This window comes from Noviherbaspirillum sp. FW303-A3 (assembly GCF_058788695.1).
The window spans coordinates 3450089-3467783 of the sequence record NZ_JBYTAZ010000001.1; the positions used below are offsets into that span (position 1 = coordinate 3450089).

Here is a 17695-nt window from a genome sequence, read left to right on the forward strand (position 1 = left end):
TAATAATGCACGAAAACTGTGCGCGTATTAAATTAACTCCGACCCTATTTATTTAAGTTGAACTAAGTATTGCACTGCACTATCCTTCTAGCTCGATATCACCAAAGTAGCGGAGAACGCTTATGCACGCGCAAGGTCTTTACGATCCCATCAACGAGCACGACGCCTGCGGCGTCGGTTTCATCGCCCACATCAAAGGCAAGAAAAGCCACTCGATCGTCGAGCAGGGCCTGCTGATCCTGAAAAACCTCGACCACCGGGGTGCGGTCGGCGCCGACAAGCTGATGGGCGACGGTGCCGGTATCCTGATCCAGATCCCGGACCAGTACTATCGTGAAGAAATGGCGAAGCAGGGCGTTGCCCTCCCGCCGCCTGGCGAATATGGCGTCGGCATGGTCTTCCTGCCGAAGGAAAACGCTTCCCGCATCGCATGCGAACAGGAAATCGAGCGCGCAGTCCTGGCTGAAGGCCAGGTCGTTCTGGGCTGGCGCGACGTGCCGGTCGATTTCGACATGCCGATGTCGCCTACCGTCCGCGCCAAAGAGCCGGTCATCCGCCAGATTTTCATCGGCCGCGGCCCGGACATCATGGTCACCGATGCGCTGGAGCGCAAGCTGTACGTGATCCGCAAGTCCTCCGGTCACGCCATCCAGGCGCTGAACCTCCTGCACGGCAAGGAATTCTTCGTGCCGTCCATGTCGGCACGCACCATTGTTTACAAGGGTCTGCTGCTCGCAGACCAGGTCGGCGTGTACTACAAGGACCTGCAGGATCCGCGCTGCGTATCCGCACTGGCGCTCGTGCACCAGCGCTTCTCCACCAACACCTTCCCGGAATGGCCGCTGGCCCACCCGTACCGCCTGATCGCGCACAACGGCGAAATCAACACCGTCAAAGGCAACTTCAACTGGATGCGCGCCCGCGAAGGCGTGATGAAGTCCGCCGTGCTGGGCGACGACCTGCAGAAGCTGTTCCCGCTGATTTATGAAGGCCAGTCCGACACCGCCTGCTTCGACAATGCGCTCGAGCTGCTGCTCATGGCCGGCTACCCGCTTGCGCAAGCAATGATGATGATGATTCCGGAAGCGTGGGAAAACCACACGCTGATGGACGACAACCGTCGCGCCTTCTACGAATACCACGCCGCGATGATGGAGCCGTGGGACGGCCCCGCCGCCATGGCCTTCACCGACGGCCGTCACATTGGCGGTACCCTCGACCGTAACGGCCTGCGTCCGGCACGTTATATCCAGACCGATGACGACCTCGTCGTCATGGCCTCCGAGTCCGGCGTGCTGCCGATTCCGGAATCCAAGATCATCAAGAAGTGGCGCCTGCAGCCGGGCAAGATGTTCCTGATCGACCTCGACGCTGGCCGCATCATCGATGACAAGGAACTGAAGGACACCTACGCCAACGCCAAGCCTTACAAGCAGTGGATCGACTCCGTCCGCATCAAGCTCGACGAACTCGAGAAGGAAGCGGAAGAGCCGAAGTCTGCGCTGCCGCTGCTGGACCGCCAGCAAGTATTCGGCTATACCCAGGAAGACATCAAGTTCCTGATGGCGCCGATGGCAGCGGGTGGCGAGGAAGCCATTGGCTCCATGGGCAACGACTCGCCGCTGGCTGTCATGTCCAACAAGAACAAGCCGCTGTACAACTACTTCAAGCAGTTGTTCGCCCAGGTGACCAACCCGCCGATCGATCCGATCCGCGAAGCGATGGTCATGTCGCTGGTGTCCTTCATCGGCCCGCGTCCGAACCTGCTCGACACCAACAACATCAACCCGCCGATGCGTCTTGAAGTGTCGCAGCCCGTGCTCGACTACGCCGACATGGCGAAGCTGCGCAACATCAGCAAGCACACTGGCAACAAGTTCAAGTCGTACGAACTGAACATCTGCTATCCGGTCGCTTGGGGCAAGGAAGGCATCGAAGCGCGCCTGGCGTCGCTGTGCGCGAAGGCTGTTGACGCCGTCAAGTCCGGCCACAACATCCTGATCATCTCCGACCGCAAGTTCGATGCGGACCAGGTAGCGATTCCGGCACTGCTGGCGACTTCCGCCATTCACCTGCACCTCGTGAGCAAGGGCCTGCGCACGTCGACCGGCCTGGTCGTCGAAACCGGTTCCGCACGCGAAACGCACCACTTCGCACTGCTCGCCGGCTACGGCGCGGAAGCTGTCCATCCGTACCTTGCAATGGACACGCTGGTCGAAATGGCAAAGGGCCTGCCGGGCGACCTGTCCGCTGAAAAGGCGATCTACAACTTCCAGAAGGCGATCGGCAAGGGCCTGATGAAGGTCATGTCCAAGATGGGCATCTCGACCTACATGTCCTACTGCGGCGCGCAGATCTTCGAAGCCATCGGCCTGAACAAGGCGCTGGTCGACAAGTACTTCAAGGGCACGGCGTCCAACGTCGAGGGCATCGGCGTGTTCGAAATCGCCGAAGAAGCCTTGCGCCTGCACAAGCTGGCATTCAGCGAGGACCCGGTTCTGGCCAACGCGCTCGATGCGGGCGGCGAGTACGCCTTCCGTGTCCGCGGCGAAGACCACATGTGGACGCCGGATGCGATCGCCAAGCTGCAGCATTCGACCCGTTCGAACAACTTCAACACGTACAAAGAGTACGCACAGATCATCAACGACCAGTCCAAGCGCCACATGACGCTGCGCGGCCTGTTCGAATTCAAGATCGACCCGTCCAAGGCGATCCCGATCGACGAAGTCGAACCGGCGAAGGAAATCGTCAAGCGCTTCGCCACCGGCGCGATGTCGCTCGGCTCGATCTCGACCGAAGCGCACGCCACCCTGGCCATCGCGATGAACCGCATCGGCGGCAAGTCGAACACCGGTGAGGGCGGCGAGGACGAAAACCGCTACCGCCAGGAACTGAAGGGCATCCCGATCAAGAAGGGCGAGACGCTCGCATCCGTGATCGGCAAGGACCGTGTCGAAGTCGACCTGCCGCTGTTGGCCGGCGATTCGCTGCGTTCCAAGATCAAGCAGGTGGCTTCGGGCCGCTTCGGTGTGACCACCGAGTATCTGACCTCCGCCGACCAGATCCAGATCAAGATGGCGCAGGGCGCGAAGCCGGGCGAAGGCGGCCAGCTGCCGGGTCACAAGGTATCCGAGTACATCGCGAAGCTGCGTTTCTCCGTGCCGGGCGTCGGCCTGATCTCCCCGCCGCCGCACCACGACATCTACTCGATCGAAGACCTGGCACAGCTGATCCATGACCTGAAGAACGCCAATCCCAAGGCTTCGATCTCGGTCAAGCTGGTGTCCGAAGTCGGCGTCGGCACGGTTGCCGCGGGCGTTGCCAAGGCCAAGGCCGATCACGTCGTGATCGCCGGCCACGACGGCGGCACCGGCGCATCGCCGCTGTCCTCCATCAAACACGCCGGTTCGCCGTGGGAACTCGGCCTGGCCGAAACCCAGCAGACCCTGGTGCTGAACCGTCTGCGCAGCCGTATCCGCGTGCAGACCGACGGCCAGATCAAGACCGGCCGCGACGTCGTCATCGGCGCGATGCTGGGCGCGGACGAATTCGGTTTCGCCACCGCTCCGCTGGTCGTCGAAGGCTGCATCATGATGCGCAAGTGCCACCTCAATACCTGCCCGGTCGGCGTTGCGACCCAGGACCCGGTGCTGCGCGCCAAGTTCTCCGGCAAGCCGGAACATGTCGTGAACTACTTCTTCTTCGTCGCTGAAGAAGTCCGCCAGATCATGGCGCAACTCGGCATTCGCACCTTCAACGAACTGATCGGCCGCTCCGACCTGCTCGACAAGTCCAAGGCGATTTCGCACTGGAAGGCGAAGGGCCTCGACTTCAGCAAGATCTTCTACCAGCCCGAAGTCCCGGCTTCCGAGCCGCGCTTCCAGGTGGAAGAGCAGGACCACGGCCTCGAAAAGGCACTGGACCACAAGCTGATTGCACAGGCGAAGGCGGCACTGGACAAGGGCGAGAAGGTGTCCTTCATCTCCCCGGTCAAGAACCTCAACCGCACCGTCGGCACCATGCTGTCGGGTGAGGTCGCGAAGAAGTACGGCCACGAAGGCCTGCCGGATGACACCATCCACATCCAGCTGCAAGGCACCGCGGGTCAGTCGGCCGGCGCGTTCCTGGCGCACGGCATCACGCTGGACCTGGTTGGCGAGGGCAACGACTACGTCGGCAAAGGCTTGTCGGGCGGCCGCATCATCGTGCGTCCGAACACCGAGTTCCGCGGTTGGGCGGTCGACAACATCATCATCGGCAACACCGTGCTGTACGGCGCGATTTCCGGTGAGGCCTTCTTCAACGGCGTGGCGGGCGAGCGCTTCGCGGTGCGCAACTCCGGCGCGATCACCGTCGTAGAAGGCACGGGCGACCACGGTTGCGAATACATGACCGGCGGCACTGTCGTCGTTCTCGGCGCCACCGGCCGCAACTTTGCGGCAGGCATGTCGGGCGGTATCGCCTATGTGTACGACCCGGACGGCGACTTCGCGAAGAAGTGCAACATGGCGATGGTCGCACTTGATCCGGTTCTCGCCAGCGCAGACCAGGAAGCGAAGATCGATCGGGCCATCTGGCACGCCACCACCCGTGGCGGCGAAGGCCAGACTGACGAAGCGATCCTGAAGGGGCTGATCGAACGCCACTTCAAGTACACCGGCAGCACGCGCGCGCGTAACCTGCTGGATGATTGGGCGAATGCACGCAGCAAGTTCGTGAAGGTGTTCCCGACCGAGTACAAGCGGGCACTGGGCGAGCTGAATGCAGCGAAGCAGTCCAAGGAAAAGATCGCAGCCTAATTGATAAAACCAAGGCAGCAGGGATCCCGCAAGCGACCCCTGCTGCCAAGATTGTGAGTAAAAAATGGGAAAAGTAACCGGCTTTCTGGAATACCAACGCCTGCAAGAGGCGAGCGAAGCACCCCAACTGCGCAAGAAGCATTACAAGGAATTCGTGATGCACCTGTCCGACGCCGACGCCAAGGTACAAGGCGCGCGTTGCATGGACTGCGGCATCCCCTTCTGCAATAACGGCTGCCCGGTCAACAACATCATTCCGGACTGGAATGACCTCGTTTATCACGGCAACTACAAGGAAGCGCTGGACAACCTGCACTCCACCAACAACTTCCCCGAGTTCACCGGCCGCATCTGTCCGGCACCCTGCGAAGCTGCCTGCACGCTCGGCATCAACAGCGACCCGGTAGGCATCAAGTCGATCGAGCACTTCATCATCGACAAGGGCTGGGAAAACGGCTGGGTCAAGCCGCAAGTGCCCGCGACCAAGACCGGCAAGAAAGTTGCCGTGGTCGGCGCAGGCCCCGCAGGCATGGCAGCGGCGCAGCAGCTTGCGCGCGCCGGCCATGATGTGACCCTGTTCGAGAAGAATGACCGCGTCGGCGGCCTGCTGCGCTACGGCATTCCCGACTTCAAGATGGAAAAGTCGCACATCGACCGCCGTGTCGAGCAGATGAAGGCTGAAGGCGTGACCTTCCGCACCGGCGTCTTCGTTGGCAAGGACTTCACGCCGAACGTCTACAACTGGGCGAAGGAAACGATTTCCCCCGATCAGTTGAAGAAGGATTTCGACGCGGTGATCATCACCGGCGGCGCCGAGCAGCCGCGCGACCTGCCGGTTCCCGGCCGCGAGCTGAAGGGCGTGCACTTTGCGATGGAATTCCTGCCTCTGCAGAACAAGGTCAACGCCGGCGACAAGGTGAAGGACCAGATCATGGCAACCGGCAAGCACGTCATCGTCATCGGTGGCGGCGATACCGGTTCCGACTGCGTGGGCACCTCCAACCGTCATGGCGCGGCTTCTGTCGTCCAGTTCGAACTGCTGCCGCAGCCGCCGGAGCAGGAAAACAAGCCGCTGGTCTGGCCGTACTGGCCTACCAAGCTGCGCACCTCTTCCTCGCATGAGGAAGGCTGCGAGCGTGACTGGGCTGTGGCGACCAAGCGCCTCGAAGGCAAGAACGGCAAGGTCGAGAAGCTGATCGCTGCCCGCGTCGAATGGAAGGATGGCAAGATGGTCGAAGTGCCGAACTCCGAGTTCGAACTCAAGGCCGACCTGGTCCTGCTGGCCATGGGCTTCGTATCGCCGGTGCAGCAGGTGCTGGATGCCTTCGGCGTTGACAAGGATGTACGGGGCAACGCCAAGGCAACCACTGACGGAGAAGGCTGCTACAAGACCTCGGTCGACAAGGTGTTCGCTGCGGGCGACATGCGCCGAGGCCAGTCCCTGGTGGTGTGGGCGATCCGCGAAGGCCGCCAGTGCGCACGTGCCGTGGACGAATTCCTGATGGGGTCCTCGGTCCTCCCGCGCTGATTTCTCTCGATTGCGCAGAAAACCCGCCAGGCCGCAAGGTCAGGCGGGTTTTGTCGTTTTTCAACATGCATTCCGGGCGGACATTCCGGCCCGGATGAACGTTTTGCACTACAATCTAACTTTTGAGTCAAATAAATCGTTGTGCCTAACCTCGTCGAAATCCACGACCTGCATTTTTCCTATGGAACACGCTCCATTCTCTCCGGTCTCCGGATGGACTTCCCGCGCGGGAAGGTGGTGGCGGTCATGGGCGGCTCCGGCTCGGGCAAAACGACCATCCTGCGCCTGATCGGCGGCCAGCTGGAGGCGCAGAAGGGCAGCATCCGGTTTGATGGACAGACCGTCAACGCGCGCGACTCGAAACTGATGTATGAAATGCGCCGCCGCATGGGCATGCTTTTCCAGCATGGCGCGCTGTTCACCGACCTCACGGTGTACGAGAACGTCGCGTTTCCCCTGCGCGAGCACACCCGCCTGCCGGAAGAACTGATCCGCGACCTGGTGTTGATGAAATTGCATGCGGTTGGTTTGCGCAATGCCGCCTATCTGAAACCGTCCGAAATCTCGGGCGGCATGGCGCGCCGCGTTGCGCTTGCGCGGGCGATCGCGCTGGATCCGCAACTCATCATGTACGACGAGCCGTTCGCGGGCCTCGATCCGATTTCGATGGGCGTTGCCGCAAACCTGATCCGCCGCCTGAACGATGCGCTCGGTTCCACCTCGATCGTCGTGTCGCACGATGTGCACGAGACCTTCCTCATCGCGGACCACGTGTACTTCCTGTCGCAAGGGAAAATCGTTGCGCATGGCACGCCGCAAGAGATGCTGGCGTCCGAGGACCCGTACGTGAAACAGTTTGTGCACGCGGAAGCGGATGGTCCGGTGCCTTTCCATTATCCGGGGCGCTCGCTCGAGGAAGACCTGTTCCGGGAGGTGCAGTAATGATCGGCGCCATCGCTTCCCTTGGACGCTGGGTGCAAGAATCAGTCGTCAACGTCGGTTTTGCGACGCGTGCCTTTTTTGCAATCCTGGCTTCATCCGGCGGGGTGTTGCGCCGCCCGCGCCTGGTGACCGACCAGATTCATTTCATCGGCAACTATTCGCTGGTGATCATTGCGGTTTCGGGCCTGTTCGTCGGTTTTGTGCTCGGCCTGCAAGGCTATTACACCCTGAACCGCTACGGCTCGGAAGAGGCGCTCGGCCTTCTGGTGGCATTGTCGCTGACACGCGAACTGGGCCCCGTGGTCACCGCCTTGCTGTTTGCAGGCCGCGCGGGGACTTCCCTCACGGCGGAAATCGGCCTGATGAAGGCCGGCGAGCAATTGGCGGCGATGGAAATGATGGCGGTCAATCCGCTGGAGCGCGTGATCGCGCCGCGTTTCTGGGCGGGCGTGATTGCCATGCCGGTGCTGGCGTCGATTTTCAGCGCGGTAGGCGTGCTCGGCGGGTACGTCGTCGGCGTCCTGATGATCGGCGTCGACGAAGGCTCGTTCTGGTCGCAAATGCAGGCAGGTGTGGACGTCTGGAAGGACATTGCCAACGGTGTCATCAAGAGCATCGTTTTCGGATTTGCAGTCACCTTCACAGCCCTCTTCCAGGGATATGAGGCGCAGCCGACGCCGGAAGGTGTCGCACGGGCGACAACGCGCACAGTCGTGATCGCGTCGCTGTCCGTGTTGTGGCTGGACTTCCTGCTCACTGCGCTGATGTTCAACTGAAGCAGGGCGAGGACATGCCGAAAGGACACATGCGCAATAAGGTTATTCGTTTTACGGCACCGCAAAGCGGTTCCGCATCCTATATTTAGGGTATTGGGTCATGCAAAGAAAATCTCTAGACTTATGGGTGGGCTTGTTCGTGCTGCTTGGCGCGGCCGCCCTGTTTTTCCTGGCGATGAAGGCGGGGAACATGAGTTCACTGTCCTTCGAGAAAACGTATCCGGTCATTACCAAGTTCGACAATATCGGCGGGCTGAAGCCGCGCGCGCCGGTCAAGAGTGCGGGCGTGGTGGTTGGCCGCGTGGGAAATATCTCGTTCGACGACAAGTCTTACCAGGCCGTCGTGACGCTCGAGCTGGAAACCGGTTACAAATTCCCCAAGGACACGTCCGCCAAGATCCTGACATCCGGTCTGCTTGGCGAACAATACATTGGTCTTGAAGCCGGTGGCGATACGAATAACCTCGCAGCCGGCGATCGCATCAAGATGACGCAATCCGCCGTGGTGCTGGAAAGCCTCATCAGTCAATTCTTGTACAGCAAAGCAGCCGAAGGAAAGGAAGGCGAGAAATAATGGGCCCTGCGTTACGAATCTTGATGCTGACGGCGGCGCTTGCCTTGACAGGCTGCGCCACCACGCATCCCCAGGACCCGTTCGAAAAATTCAACCGCGCCATGTTCCAGTTCAATGACGTGGTGGATCAGGCCGCAGTGAAGCCGGCGGCGCAGATGTACAAGACCTTGCCCGATTTCGTGCAGATCGGAATCGGCAACTTCTTTGGCAACCTGGAGGACGGCTGGACGGCGGTCAATAATCTGTTGCAGGGCAAGATGGCGGACGGCTTGTCGGACGTCATGCGCTTTACCTTCAACACCACCTTCGGGCTCGGCGGTTTGCTGGATATCGGCTCGGAAGCGGGGCTGCAGAAGCACAAGGAAGATTTCGGCCAGACGCTCGGCAAATGGGGCATCAGGTCTGGCCCCTACGTCGTGCTCCCGATCCTGGGTTCGTCTACGTTGCGCGACGTTGCTGTCCTGCCGGTCGATATCGAGGCCGATCCGTGGCACCACATCCGTCCGGCGCACACGCGCAACATCGGCTCGGTCGTGCGCGCCGTCGATCTGCGCGCTGCCGTGCTTGACGCATCCAACCTGATCGAAGAGGCTGCGCTTGACCGCTATGAGTTCGTGCGTGACGCTTATTTGCAGCGCCGCCAGAGCAAAGTCTACGATGGCGATCCGCCGAGCAGCGCGTACGAGTTCGACGTCGGGCCGAGCGAGGCCAGCGGCGATTCCGCTGCCAACAATGCCGCTGCAGCGGAGAATGGTGTTATGGCAACAAATGTGGAACCTGCTCAAGGAGCGGTTGTCAAAGTGGAACAAAACGGTACTGGCGCAACAAGCGACAAGGTTGTTGAAAAGGAATCAAAGCAATAGCCGACCCGTTTTGCCGCCGTTTGGTACGATACCGGTTATCGGGCTGTACCGACCTGTCACGGACACTCAGCCAGTCCGCCTTTACTACCCAGGAAGATATGAACGTTTTCAAGAAATTGTTTGCAGTTGCCGGTCTTGCGCTCGCAGGCCTGGCGTTTGCGCCGGCAGCAGTGGCGCAGGAAGCCCCGGATGCCCTGGTCAAGCGCATCAGCCAGGAAGTGCTCGAGACCGCCAAGAGCGACAAGGATATCCAGTCGGGCAACCAGAAGCGTGTGCTCGAACTCGTCGAAGCCAAGATCCTGCCGCATGTCGACTTCCAGCGCATGACCGCACTGGCCGCCGGCCGATTCTGGCGTGAAGCGAGCCCCGAGCAGCAGAAGCAGTTGACCAATGAATTCCGCACCCTGCTGGTCTATACCTATTCTGGCGCCATTTCGCAGGTCAAGGACCAGAAGCTCGAGTTCAAACCGATGCGGGGCGACGCCGGCGATACCGAAGTTGAAGTGCGCTCGCAGGTCCTGCAACCGCGTGGCGGGGATCCCATCCAGCTCAACTATCGCCTGGAAAAATCGCCTTCCGGCTGGAAGATTTACGACGTCAACGTCCTGGGCGCATGGCTGGTCGAGACCTACAAAGGCAACTTTGCGGCGGAAATCAGCAAGGGCGGCATCGACGGCCTGATCAAGACCCTGTCCGACCGCAACAAGCGCCTCGCCGCCAGTGCGGCCAAGACCGCCAAGTCCTGATGACCTACCGTCCCGCCCTGACACTGACCGTGCACAATGCGAAATCCGTGCTTGACGCCGGATTACGCGCGATCGCCGACGGGCAGACGCAGATCGACCTCGGCGAGCTGACCGTGGTCGATTCCGCCGCCGTTGCCACCATGCTGGCCTGGCAACGGGCGGCGCGCAGCAACGGCAAATCGCTGGTATTCAGCAATCTTCCCGCCAATCTCCAAAGCCTGGTCCACTTGTATGACGTGGACGAGCTGCTCCATACTTCACCCCGCGCAGACCTTCCGCATCATTGACCCCGACAGGTCAGTCTCCAGATCCGGCTTCCTGCCGGGAAATCCAATATAATCAAGGGTTTCGCCGCTCGCATCGCACCTTTCCGCGATCCGTCGCCAGCCCTTCAGGAAAATCAAGCCAGCATGGCTGCTCTCCAAATCGTCAATGTCGAAAAACGCTACAAGTCGCTGCAGGCGCTTGGCGGCGTGACGCTGTCCATCGAACAGGGTGAATTTTTTGGACTGCTCGGCCCGAACGGCGCCGGAAAGACAACCCTGATCTCGATCGTCGCCGGCCTCAACCGCGCTGATTCCGGCAGCGTTTCCATCCATGGTCACGATGTCGTGCGCGATTATCGCGAGGCACGCAAGCGTCTGGGCGTCGTTCCGCAGGAACTTGTGTTCGACCCGTTCTTCACCGTGCGCGAAACATTGCGCATGCAATCCGGCTATTTCGGCCTGAAGAACAACGACAAGTGGATCGACGAGGTGATGGCCAACCTCGACCTGACGAACAAGGCCGACACCAACATGCGCGCGCTGTCCGGCGGCATGAAGCGCCGCGTCCTGGTCGCCCAGGCGCTGGTCCACAAGCCGCCGGTCATCGTGCTGGACGAGCCGACCGCCGGCGTCGATGTTGAATTGCGCCAGACGCTGTGGAAGTTCATCGCGCGCCTCAATCGCGAGGGACACACCATCGTGCTGACCACGCACTATCTCGAAGAAGCGCAGGCGCTCTGCAACCGCATTGCGATGCTGAAGGCCGGCAAGGTGGTGGCACTCGATTCCACCTCCGCGCTGATCAAGCGCATTTCCGGTTCGCAGCTGGTTGTCCGGCTCGCGAAAGGCGCGCTGCCTGACGGCCTCAAGCCCCTGGTTTCGCACCCCGACGAGCTCATTGCAGGCAACAAGTACACCTTGCGCGTCAACGAATACACGGAAGTCGAACCGATCCTCGCCCGCCTGCGCGAGGCCGGCGCGGTGATCGAAGACATGCAGCTGCAGCAGGCCGACCTGGAAGACGTGTTCATCCAGATCATGGAGGGCGAGAAATGACCGGTTTCCGCACATTGCTCTACAAGGAAGTGCTGCGCTTCTGGAAGGTGGCGATGCAGACCATCACTGCGCCGATCCTGACCGCGATGCTGTACCTGCTGATTTTCGGCCACGTGCTGGAAGATCATGTGCAGGTCTACCCGGACGTGCGCTACACCTCGTTCCTGATCCCCGGCCTGGTGATGATGAGCGTGCTGCAGAATGCGTTCGCCAACAGCTCATCTTCGCTGATCCAGTCCAAAATCACCGGCAACCTCGTGTTCGTGCTGCTGCCGCCGCTTTCGCACTGGGAATTGTTTGGTGCGTATGTGCTCGCTTCGGTCGTGCGCGGCCTTGCAGTGGGAACTGGCGTGTTCGCTGTAACAGCGTGGGTGGCGGATATTTCGTTCCACGCGCCGTGGTGGATTGTCATCTTTGCCCTGCTGGGCGCGGCTATCCTTGGCACCATGGGGCTGATCGCCGGTATCTGGGCGGAAAAATTCGACCAGCTCGCCGCCTTCCAGAACTTCCTGATCATGCCTGCGACTTTCCTGTCCGGCGTGTTCTACTCGATCCACTCGCTGCCCGCGTTCTGGCAAACGGTGTCGCACTTCAACCCGTTTTTTTATATGATTGATGGCTTCCGTCATGGCTTTTTCGGCCAGTCCGACGTTGACCCATCGACCAGTTTCATCATCGTCAGCGTATTTTTCCTTCTGCTCGCAGGCTTTGCCATCCGCCTGCTGAAGAGCGGTTACAAACTGCGCCACTAAAGGTAGAACCATGCTTCCCACTCCCGAGCTTGTCAAAAGCTATATCTCCGCCGGCCTTGAATGTACCCATCTCGACGTTGAAGGCGACGGCCAACATTTCAGCGCGGTGATCGTATCGCCGGCTTTTGCAGGCAAGCGTCCCATCCAGCGCCATCAGCTCGTGTACGCCGCACTCGGCGATCGCATGCGCCAGGAAATCCACGCGCTGTCGATGAAAACCCTGACCCCTGAAGAATTCCAGCAACAGTAATGGACAAACTGCTTATTACCGGCGGCAATCGCCTGTCGGGTGAAATCAATATCTCCGGTGCCAAGAATGCGGCCCTGCCCATCCTGTGTGCCGGCCTGCTCACCGCCGACACCGTGCAGCTGTCCAACGTCCCGCACCTGCAGGACGTCAACACCATGCTCAAGCTGCTGCGCCAGATGGGCCTGCGCGTCGAGCAGGACGGCGACCGCATGTCGCTCAACGGCGGTGCCATCGAAAAACTCGAGGCTCCGTATGAGTTGGTGAAAACCATGCGCGCGTCCATCCTCGTGCTCGGCCCGCTGGTTGCGCGCTTCGGCGAGGCCAAGGTGTCCCTGCCGGGCGGATGCGCGATCGGTTCGCGTCCCGTCGACCAGCACATCAAGGGCTTGCAGGCCATGGGCGCCGATATCGCCATCGAGGCAGGCTACATTCATGCCAAGGCGAAGAAGCTCAAGGGCACGCGCATCGTCACCGACATGATCACCGTGACCGGCACCGAGAACCTGCTGATGGCCGCAGTGCTGGCCGAAGGCGAAACCGTCCTGGAAAATGCTGCGCGCGAACCGGAAGTGACCGACCTCGCCAACCTGCTGGTGCAGATGGGCGCGAAGATCGAAGGCATCGGTACCGACCGCCTCGTGGTCCAGGGTGTCGACAAGCTGCATGGCGCTTCCCATAACGTGATCCCGGACCGCATCGAGACCGGCACCTTCCTCTGCGCCGTTGCGGCAGCCGGTGGTGATGTCACGCTGAAGAACACCCGCAGCGACATCCTCGACGTCGCCCTCGACAAGCTGCGCGAAGCAGGCGCCATCCTGACCACGGGCCCGGACTGGATCCGCGTCCAGATGGCGGCACGTCCGAAGGCAGTCAGCTTCCGCACGACCGAATACCCCGGCTTCCCCACCGACATGCAGGCGCAGTTCATGGCGCTCAACTGTATCGCCGACGGCAGCAGCCGCGTAACGGAAACCATCTTTGAAAACCGCTTCATGCACGTGCAGGAGCTGAACCGCCTCGGCGCGTCAATCGATATCGACGGGCACACCGCGGTGGTGCAGGGCGTGGACAAGCTCGTCGGTGCGCCGGTGATGGCAACCGACCTGCGCGCATCGGCATCGCTGGTGATCGCCGCGCTGGCCGCGCAAGGCCAGACGCTGGTCGATCGCATCTATCACCTCGACCGCGGCTACGACCGCATGGAAGCCAAGCTCTCCGCCGTCGGCGCCAACATCCAGCGGGTGAAATGATGAGCCAGCAACTGACCCTCGCGCTGTCCAAGGGCCGCATTTTCGAAGAGACGATGCCGCTGCTGCAGGCAGCCGGCATTACCGTCACCGAAGATCCGGAAAAGTCGCGCAAGCTGATCCTGCCGACCAACGATCCGGCTGTGCGCGTCATCATCGTGCGCGCCTCTGACGTGCCGACCTACGTCCAGTATGGCGCGGCCGACTTCGGCGTTGCCGGCAAGGATGTGCTGCTCGAGCATGGCGGCGAAGGACTTTACCAGCCGATCGACCTGAACATCGCGAAATGCCGCCTCTCGGTCGCCGTACCCTCCGGTTTCGATTACGCCAATGCCGTCCGCCAGGGCGCGCGTTTGCGTGTGGTGACGAAGTACGTGAAGTGCGCACGCGAGCATTTCGCCGCCAAGGGCGTACACGTCGACCTGATCAAGCTGTACGGCTCGATGGAGCTCGGCCCGCTGGTCGGCCTGTCCGATGCCATCGTCGACCTTGTCAGCACCGGCAGCACGCTGCGCGCGAACAACCTGGTCGAAGTCGAGCACATCATGGACATCTCCTCGCGCCTCGTCGTGAACCAGGCTGCGCTCAAGCTCAAGCGCGAACGCCTGCAGCCCATCCTGGAAGCCTTCGAAAAGGCATCGAAAGCGGAATAAGGCCATGACCATCCAGATTCGCAAACTCGATTCCACCCAGCCGGACTTCAAGGCGCAGCTCTCCGCCGTGCTCGCGTTCGAAGCGAGCGAAGACGAGGCAATCGACCGCGCAGCCGCACAAATCCTCGCGGACGTGAAGGCGCGCGGCGATGCTGCTGTGATCGAATACACCAACCGGTTCGACAAGCTCAGTGCAACCGATGTGGCAAGCCTCGAAATCGGCAAGCCCGAACTGCAGCGCGCCCTCGAAAGCCTAAGTCCAGAACGTCGCAACGCTCTGCAAATTGCAGCCGATCGCGTGCGCGCCTACCACGAGCGCCAGAAGGCAGAAACCGGCGGCGACGGCTTCACCTACACCGAAGCCGACGGCACTGTCCTCGGCCAGAAGGTAACGCCGCTCGACCGCGTCGGCATCTATGTCCCGGGCGGCAAGGCGGCCTATCCCTCGTCCGTGCTGATGAATGCGATCCCGGCCAAGGTCGCCGGCGTGCAGGAAGTCATCATGGTCGTTCCCACCCCCGGTGGCGTGAAGAACGAGCTGGTGCTGGCCGCCGCGGCAATTGCCGGCGTCGATCGCGTATTCACCATCGGCGGTGCGCAGGCAGTCGGCGCACTCGCATACGGCACCGCAACGATTCCCCAGGTCGACAAGATCGTCGGCCCCGGCAATGCCTACGTCGCCGCTGCCAAGCGCCGCGTGTTCGGCATCGTCGGCATCGACATGATCGCCGGCCCGTCCGAAATCCTCGTGGTCTGCGACGGCACGACCGATCCCGACTGGATCGCCATGGACCTGTTCTCGCAGGCCGAGCACGACGAACTTGCGCAGTCCATCCTCGTCTGCCCGGATGCCGCGTACATCGAGAAGGTCGAAGCCAGCATCAACCGCCAGCTCGATGCCATGCCGCGCAAGGACGTGATCCGCACCTCGCTGGTCAATCGCGGCGCCATGGTCAAGGTGCGCGACATGGAAGAAGCCTGCGAGATCGCCAACATGATCGCCGCGGAGCATCTCGAGATCTCCACCGAGAATCCGCAACAGTGGGCCGACAAGATCCGCCATGCCGGCGCGATGTTCCTCGGCCGCTTCTCCTCCGAATCGCTGGGCGATTACTGCGCCGGCCCGAACCACGTGCTGCCGACTTCCCGCACCGCGCGCTTCTCGTCACCGCTGGGTGTCTACGATTTCCAGAAGCGCTCCAGCATCATCCACGTGAGCGAGGCCGGTGCCCGTACGCTCGGCAAGGTCGCCGCCGAACTCGCCTATGGCGAAGGCCTGCAGGCACATGCAGGTTCTGCCGAGTACCGCCTGAAATGAAAGCCCTCGGCTTGCGGGTGCAGTTGTGACGTCCTGGCTCAATCGTGTCTTCTGTGAAGATGCGTTGCAGGGCTTTGCCCGCATTCCCGACGGCAGCATTGACCTGCTGATCGCCGATCCACCTTACGGACTCGGCAAGGACTACGGCAACGACTCCGACAAGCTCGACGCCGAAGCCTACCTGCGCTGGACCGAACAATGGGTCGATGCGGCGCTGCCCAAGCTCAAGCCCAATGGCAGCCTGTACATCTTCCTGACGTGGCGCTACTCGCCGGAAATCTTCGTCATGCTGAAAAAGCGCATGACGATGGTCAACGAAATCATCTGGGACCGCCGCGTGCCGTCGATGGGGGGCAGCACCCGCAAGTTTTCGTCGGTGCACGACACCATCGGCTTTTTCGCGAAGGCGAAAGACTACTATTTCGACCTCGACGCGGTGCGTATCCCGTATGACGCCGAGACCAAGAAGGCGCGTTCCCGCTCGATCTTTGTCGGCGCGAAATGGCTGGAAATCGGCTACAACCCGAAGGATGTGTGGAGCGTGTCCCGCCTGCACCGAGAACACCGCGAGCGCGCCGACCATCCCACGCAGAAGCCGCTGGAGATCGTCGAGCGCATGCTCAAGGCATCCTGCCCGCCGGATGGTGTCGTGCTGGATCCTTTCATGGGCAGCGGCACGACCGCCGTCGCGGCGAAGCGCAGCGGCAGGAATTTCGTCGGATTCGAACTGAATCCGGATTACTGTGCATTGATCGAAAACCGTCTGGCCGAGGTCGACAAGCCCGAGCCCGAAGCAGCCTGAAAGCAGAACACCATGTCCCTGATCGAAAACATCATCCGTCCCGAAGTCCGCGCGCTTTCCGCCTACCATGTGCCGGACGCCGGCGGCTTCGTGAAGCTGGACGCGATGGAGAATCCCTACGTCCTGCCGGAAACGCTGCGGGAAGAACTCGGCCGCCGCCTGTCCGATGTGGCGCTGAACCGCTATCCGGTGCCGTCCTATACCGAGCTCAAGGCGAAGATCTGCACACAGCTGGGCGTGCCCGCCGGCTTCGATGTCATCCTCGGCAACGGCTCCGACGAACTCATTACCATTGTCTCGGTCGCCTGCGCCAAGCCGGGGGCAAAAGTGCTGGCGCCGACTCCGGGATTCGTCATGTATTCCATGTCCGCCAAGTTCGCGGGCATGGAATTCGTCGGCGTTCCGCTCAAGCCGGACTTCACCCTGGACAAGGCTGCCATGCTTGCAGCGATCGAGGAACATAAGCCAGCGATCACTTATCTGGCGTACCCCAACAATCCGACGGGCAACCTGTTCGATGCCGACGATATGGTCGAGATCATCCGTGCGGTTGGCGATTCGGGCGTGGTGATCGTGGATGAGGCGTACCAGCCTTTCGCACAGGCGACTTTCATGCCGCGCCTGCCGGATTTCGACAATCTCGTCGTCATGCGCACCGTGTCCAAGCTCGGCCTCGCGGGGATTCGCCTGGGTTACATGTCCTGCAGCGGCGCGCTGCTGGCCGAGTTCGACAAAGTGCGCCCGCCGTACAATGTGAATGTGCTGACCCAGGCGGCAGCCGAATTCGTGCTCGATCACGTCGATGTGCTGGATGCCCAGGCGACCTCGCTGCGCTGGGAGCGGACCAAGCTGATCGCGGATCTGGCGGCCCTGCAAGGCGTCGAGGTTTTCCCCTCGGCAGCGAATTTCCTGCTCATCCGCGTGAAAAATCCGGCGATTTCGGCCGACGGTGTATTTTCTGCATTATTGGATCGTAAGGTTTTGATCAAAAATGTCGGTAAAATGCATCCATTGCTGGAAAACTGCCTTCGGGTGACAGTCAGCACTCCGGAAGAGAACCGGATATTCCTCGATGCCATGAAGGCATCGCTTGCTTCGTAACTTTGGTAGTCCCCATTAA

16 protein-coding genes are annotated in these 17695 nt (G+C 61.1%); all 16 read left to right on the forward strand.

Going from position 1 to position 17695, the window contains the following annotated elements; genetic code table 11:
* Positions 1 to 122: 122 nt before the first annotated feature.
* Positions 123 to 4802, forward strand: coding sequence for a glutamate synthase-related protein (locus tag AC3WOY_RS16640; RefSeq protein WP_492425710.1), 4680 nt, complete (start codon positions 123 to 125; stop codon positions 4800 to 4802).
* 64 nt (positions 4803 to 4866) lie between these two features.
* Positions 4867 to 6330 carry a glutamate synthase subunit beta gene (locus tag AC3WOY_RS16645; protein ID WP_492425712.1) on the forward strand — a complete coding sequence of 488 codons (1464 nt, stop codon included), beginning with the start codon at positions 4867 to 4869 and terminating at the stop codon, positions 6328 to 6330.
* A gap of 141 nt (positions 6331 to 6471) precedes the next feature.
* On the forward strand, positions 6472 to 7272 hold the full coding sequence (locus tag AC3WOY_RS16650; protein ID WP_492425714.1) for an ABC transporter ATP-binding protein: 801 nt from the start codon (positions 6472 to 6474) through the stop codon (positions 7270 to 7272).
* Positions 7272 to 8048: a lipid asymmetry maintenance ABC transporter permease subunit MlaE gene (gene mlaE / locus AC3WOY_RS16655; protein ID WP_492425716.1), complete on the forward strand. Its 777-nt coding sequence runs from the start codon at positions 7272 to 7274 to the stop codon at positions 8046 to 8048. Before AC3WOY_RS16650 ends, mlaE begins: the two co-directional genes overlap by 1 nt.
* Positions 8049 to 8148: 100 nt before the next feature.
* Positions 8149 to 8622 (forward strand): outer membrane lipid asymmetry maintenance protein MlaD, encoded by a 474-nt coding sequence (gene mlaD / locus AC3WOY_RS16660; RefSeq protein ID WP_492425718.1) that lies wholly within the window; start codon positions 8149 to 8151, stop codon positions 8620 to 8622.
* Positions 8623 to 8723: 101 nt separating this feature from the next.
* Entirely contained in the window at positions 8724 to 9485 is a 762-nt protein-coding gene (locus tag AC3WOY_RS16665; protein WP_492425720.1) for an MlaA family lipoprotein, read from the forward strand.
* 98 nt (positions 9486 to 9583) lie between these two features.
* Positions 9584 to 10231 (forward strand): MlaC/ttg2D family ABC transporter substrate-binding protein, encoded by a 648-nt coding sequence (locus AC3WOY_RS16670; RefSeq protein WP_492425722.1) that lies wholly within the window; start codon positions 9584 to 9586, stop codon positions 10229 to 10231.
* On the forward strand, positions 10231 to 10518 hold the full coding sequence (locus AC3WOY_RS16675) for an STAS domain-containing protein (RefSeq protein WP_492425724.1): 288 nt from the start codon (positions 10231 to 10233) through the stop codon (positions 10516 to 10518). Before AC3WOY_RS16670 ends, AC3WOY_RS16675 begins: the two co-directional genes overlap by 1 nt.
* Before the next feature lie 123 nt (positions 10519 to 10641).
* Positions 10642 to 11553, forward strand: a complete 912-nt coding sequence (locus tag AC3WOY_RS16680) for an ABC transporter ATP-binding protein (RefSeq protein ID WP_492425726.1) — start codon at positions 10642 to 10644, stop codon at positions 11551 to 11553.
* Entirely contained in the window at positions 11550 to 12305 is a 756-nt protein-coding gene (locus AC3WOY_RS16685) for an ABC transporter permease (RefSeq protein WP_492425728.1), read from the forward strand. Before AC3WOY_RS16680 ends, AC3WOY_RS16685 begins: the two co-directional genes overlap by 4 nt.
* 10 nt (positions 12306 to 12315) lie before the next feature.
* Positions 12316 to 12555, forward strand: a complete 240-nt coding sequence (locus tag AC3WOY_RS16690) for a BolA family protein (RefSeq protein WP_492425730.1) — start codon at positions 12316 to 12318, stop codon at positions 12553 to 12555.
* Positions 12555 to 13805: a UDP-N-acetylglucosamine 1-carboxyvinyltransferase gene (gene murA / locus AC3WOY_RS16695; RefSeq protein ID WP_492425732.1), complete on the forward strand. Its 1251-nt coding sequence runs from the start codon at positions 12555 to 12557 to the stop codon at positions 13803 to 13805. Before AC3WOY_RS16690 ends, murA begins: the two co-directional genes overlap by 1 nt.
* Positions 13805 to 14455, forward strand: a complete 651-nt coding sequence (gene hisG, locus AC3WOY_RS16700) for an ATP phosphoribosyltransferase (RefSeq protein ID WP_492429333.1) — start codon at positions 13805 to 13807, stop codon at positions 14453 to 14455. Before murA ends, hisG begins: the two co-directional genes overlap by 1 nt.
* 4 nt (positions 14456 to 14459) lie before the next feature.
* Positions 14460 to 15773, forward strand: a complete 1314-nt coding sequence (gene hisD / locus AC3WOY_RS16705) for a histidinol dehydrogenase (RefSeq protein ID WP_492425734.1) — start codon at positions 14460 to 14462, stop codon at positions 15771 to 15773.
* Positions 15774 to 15798: 25 nt separating this feature from the next.
* Positions 15799 to 16575 carry a DNA-methyltransferase gene (locus AC3WOY_RS16710; RefSeq protein ID WP_492425736.1) on the forward strand — a complete coding sequence of 259 codons (777 nt, stop codon included), beginning with the start codon at positions 15799 to 15801 and terminating at the stop codon, positions 16573 to 16575.
* A gap of 12 nt (positions 16576 to 16587) precedes the next feature.
* Positions 16588 to 17676 carry a histidinol-phosphate transaminase gene (hisC, locus tag AC3WOY_RS16715; protein WP_492425738.1) on the forward strand — a complete coding sequence of 363 codons (1089 nt, stop codon included), beginning with the start codon at positions 16588 to 16590 and terminating at the stop codon, positions 17674 to 17676.
* The last annotated feature ends 19 nt before the right edge of the window (positions 17677 to 17695 follow it).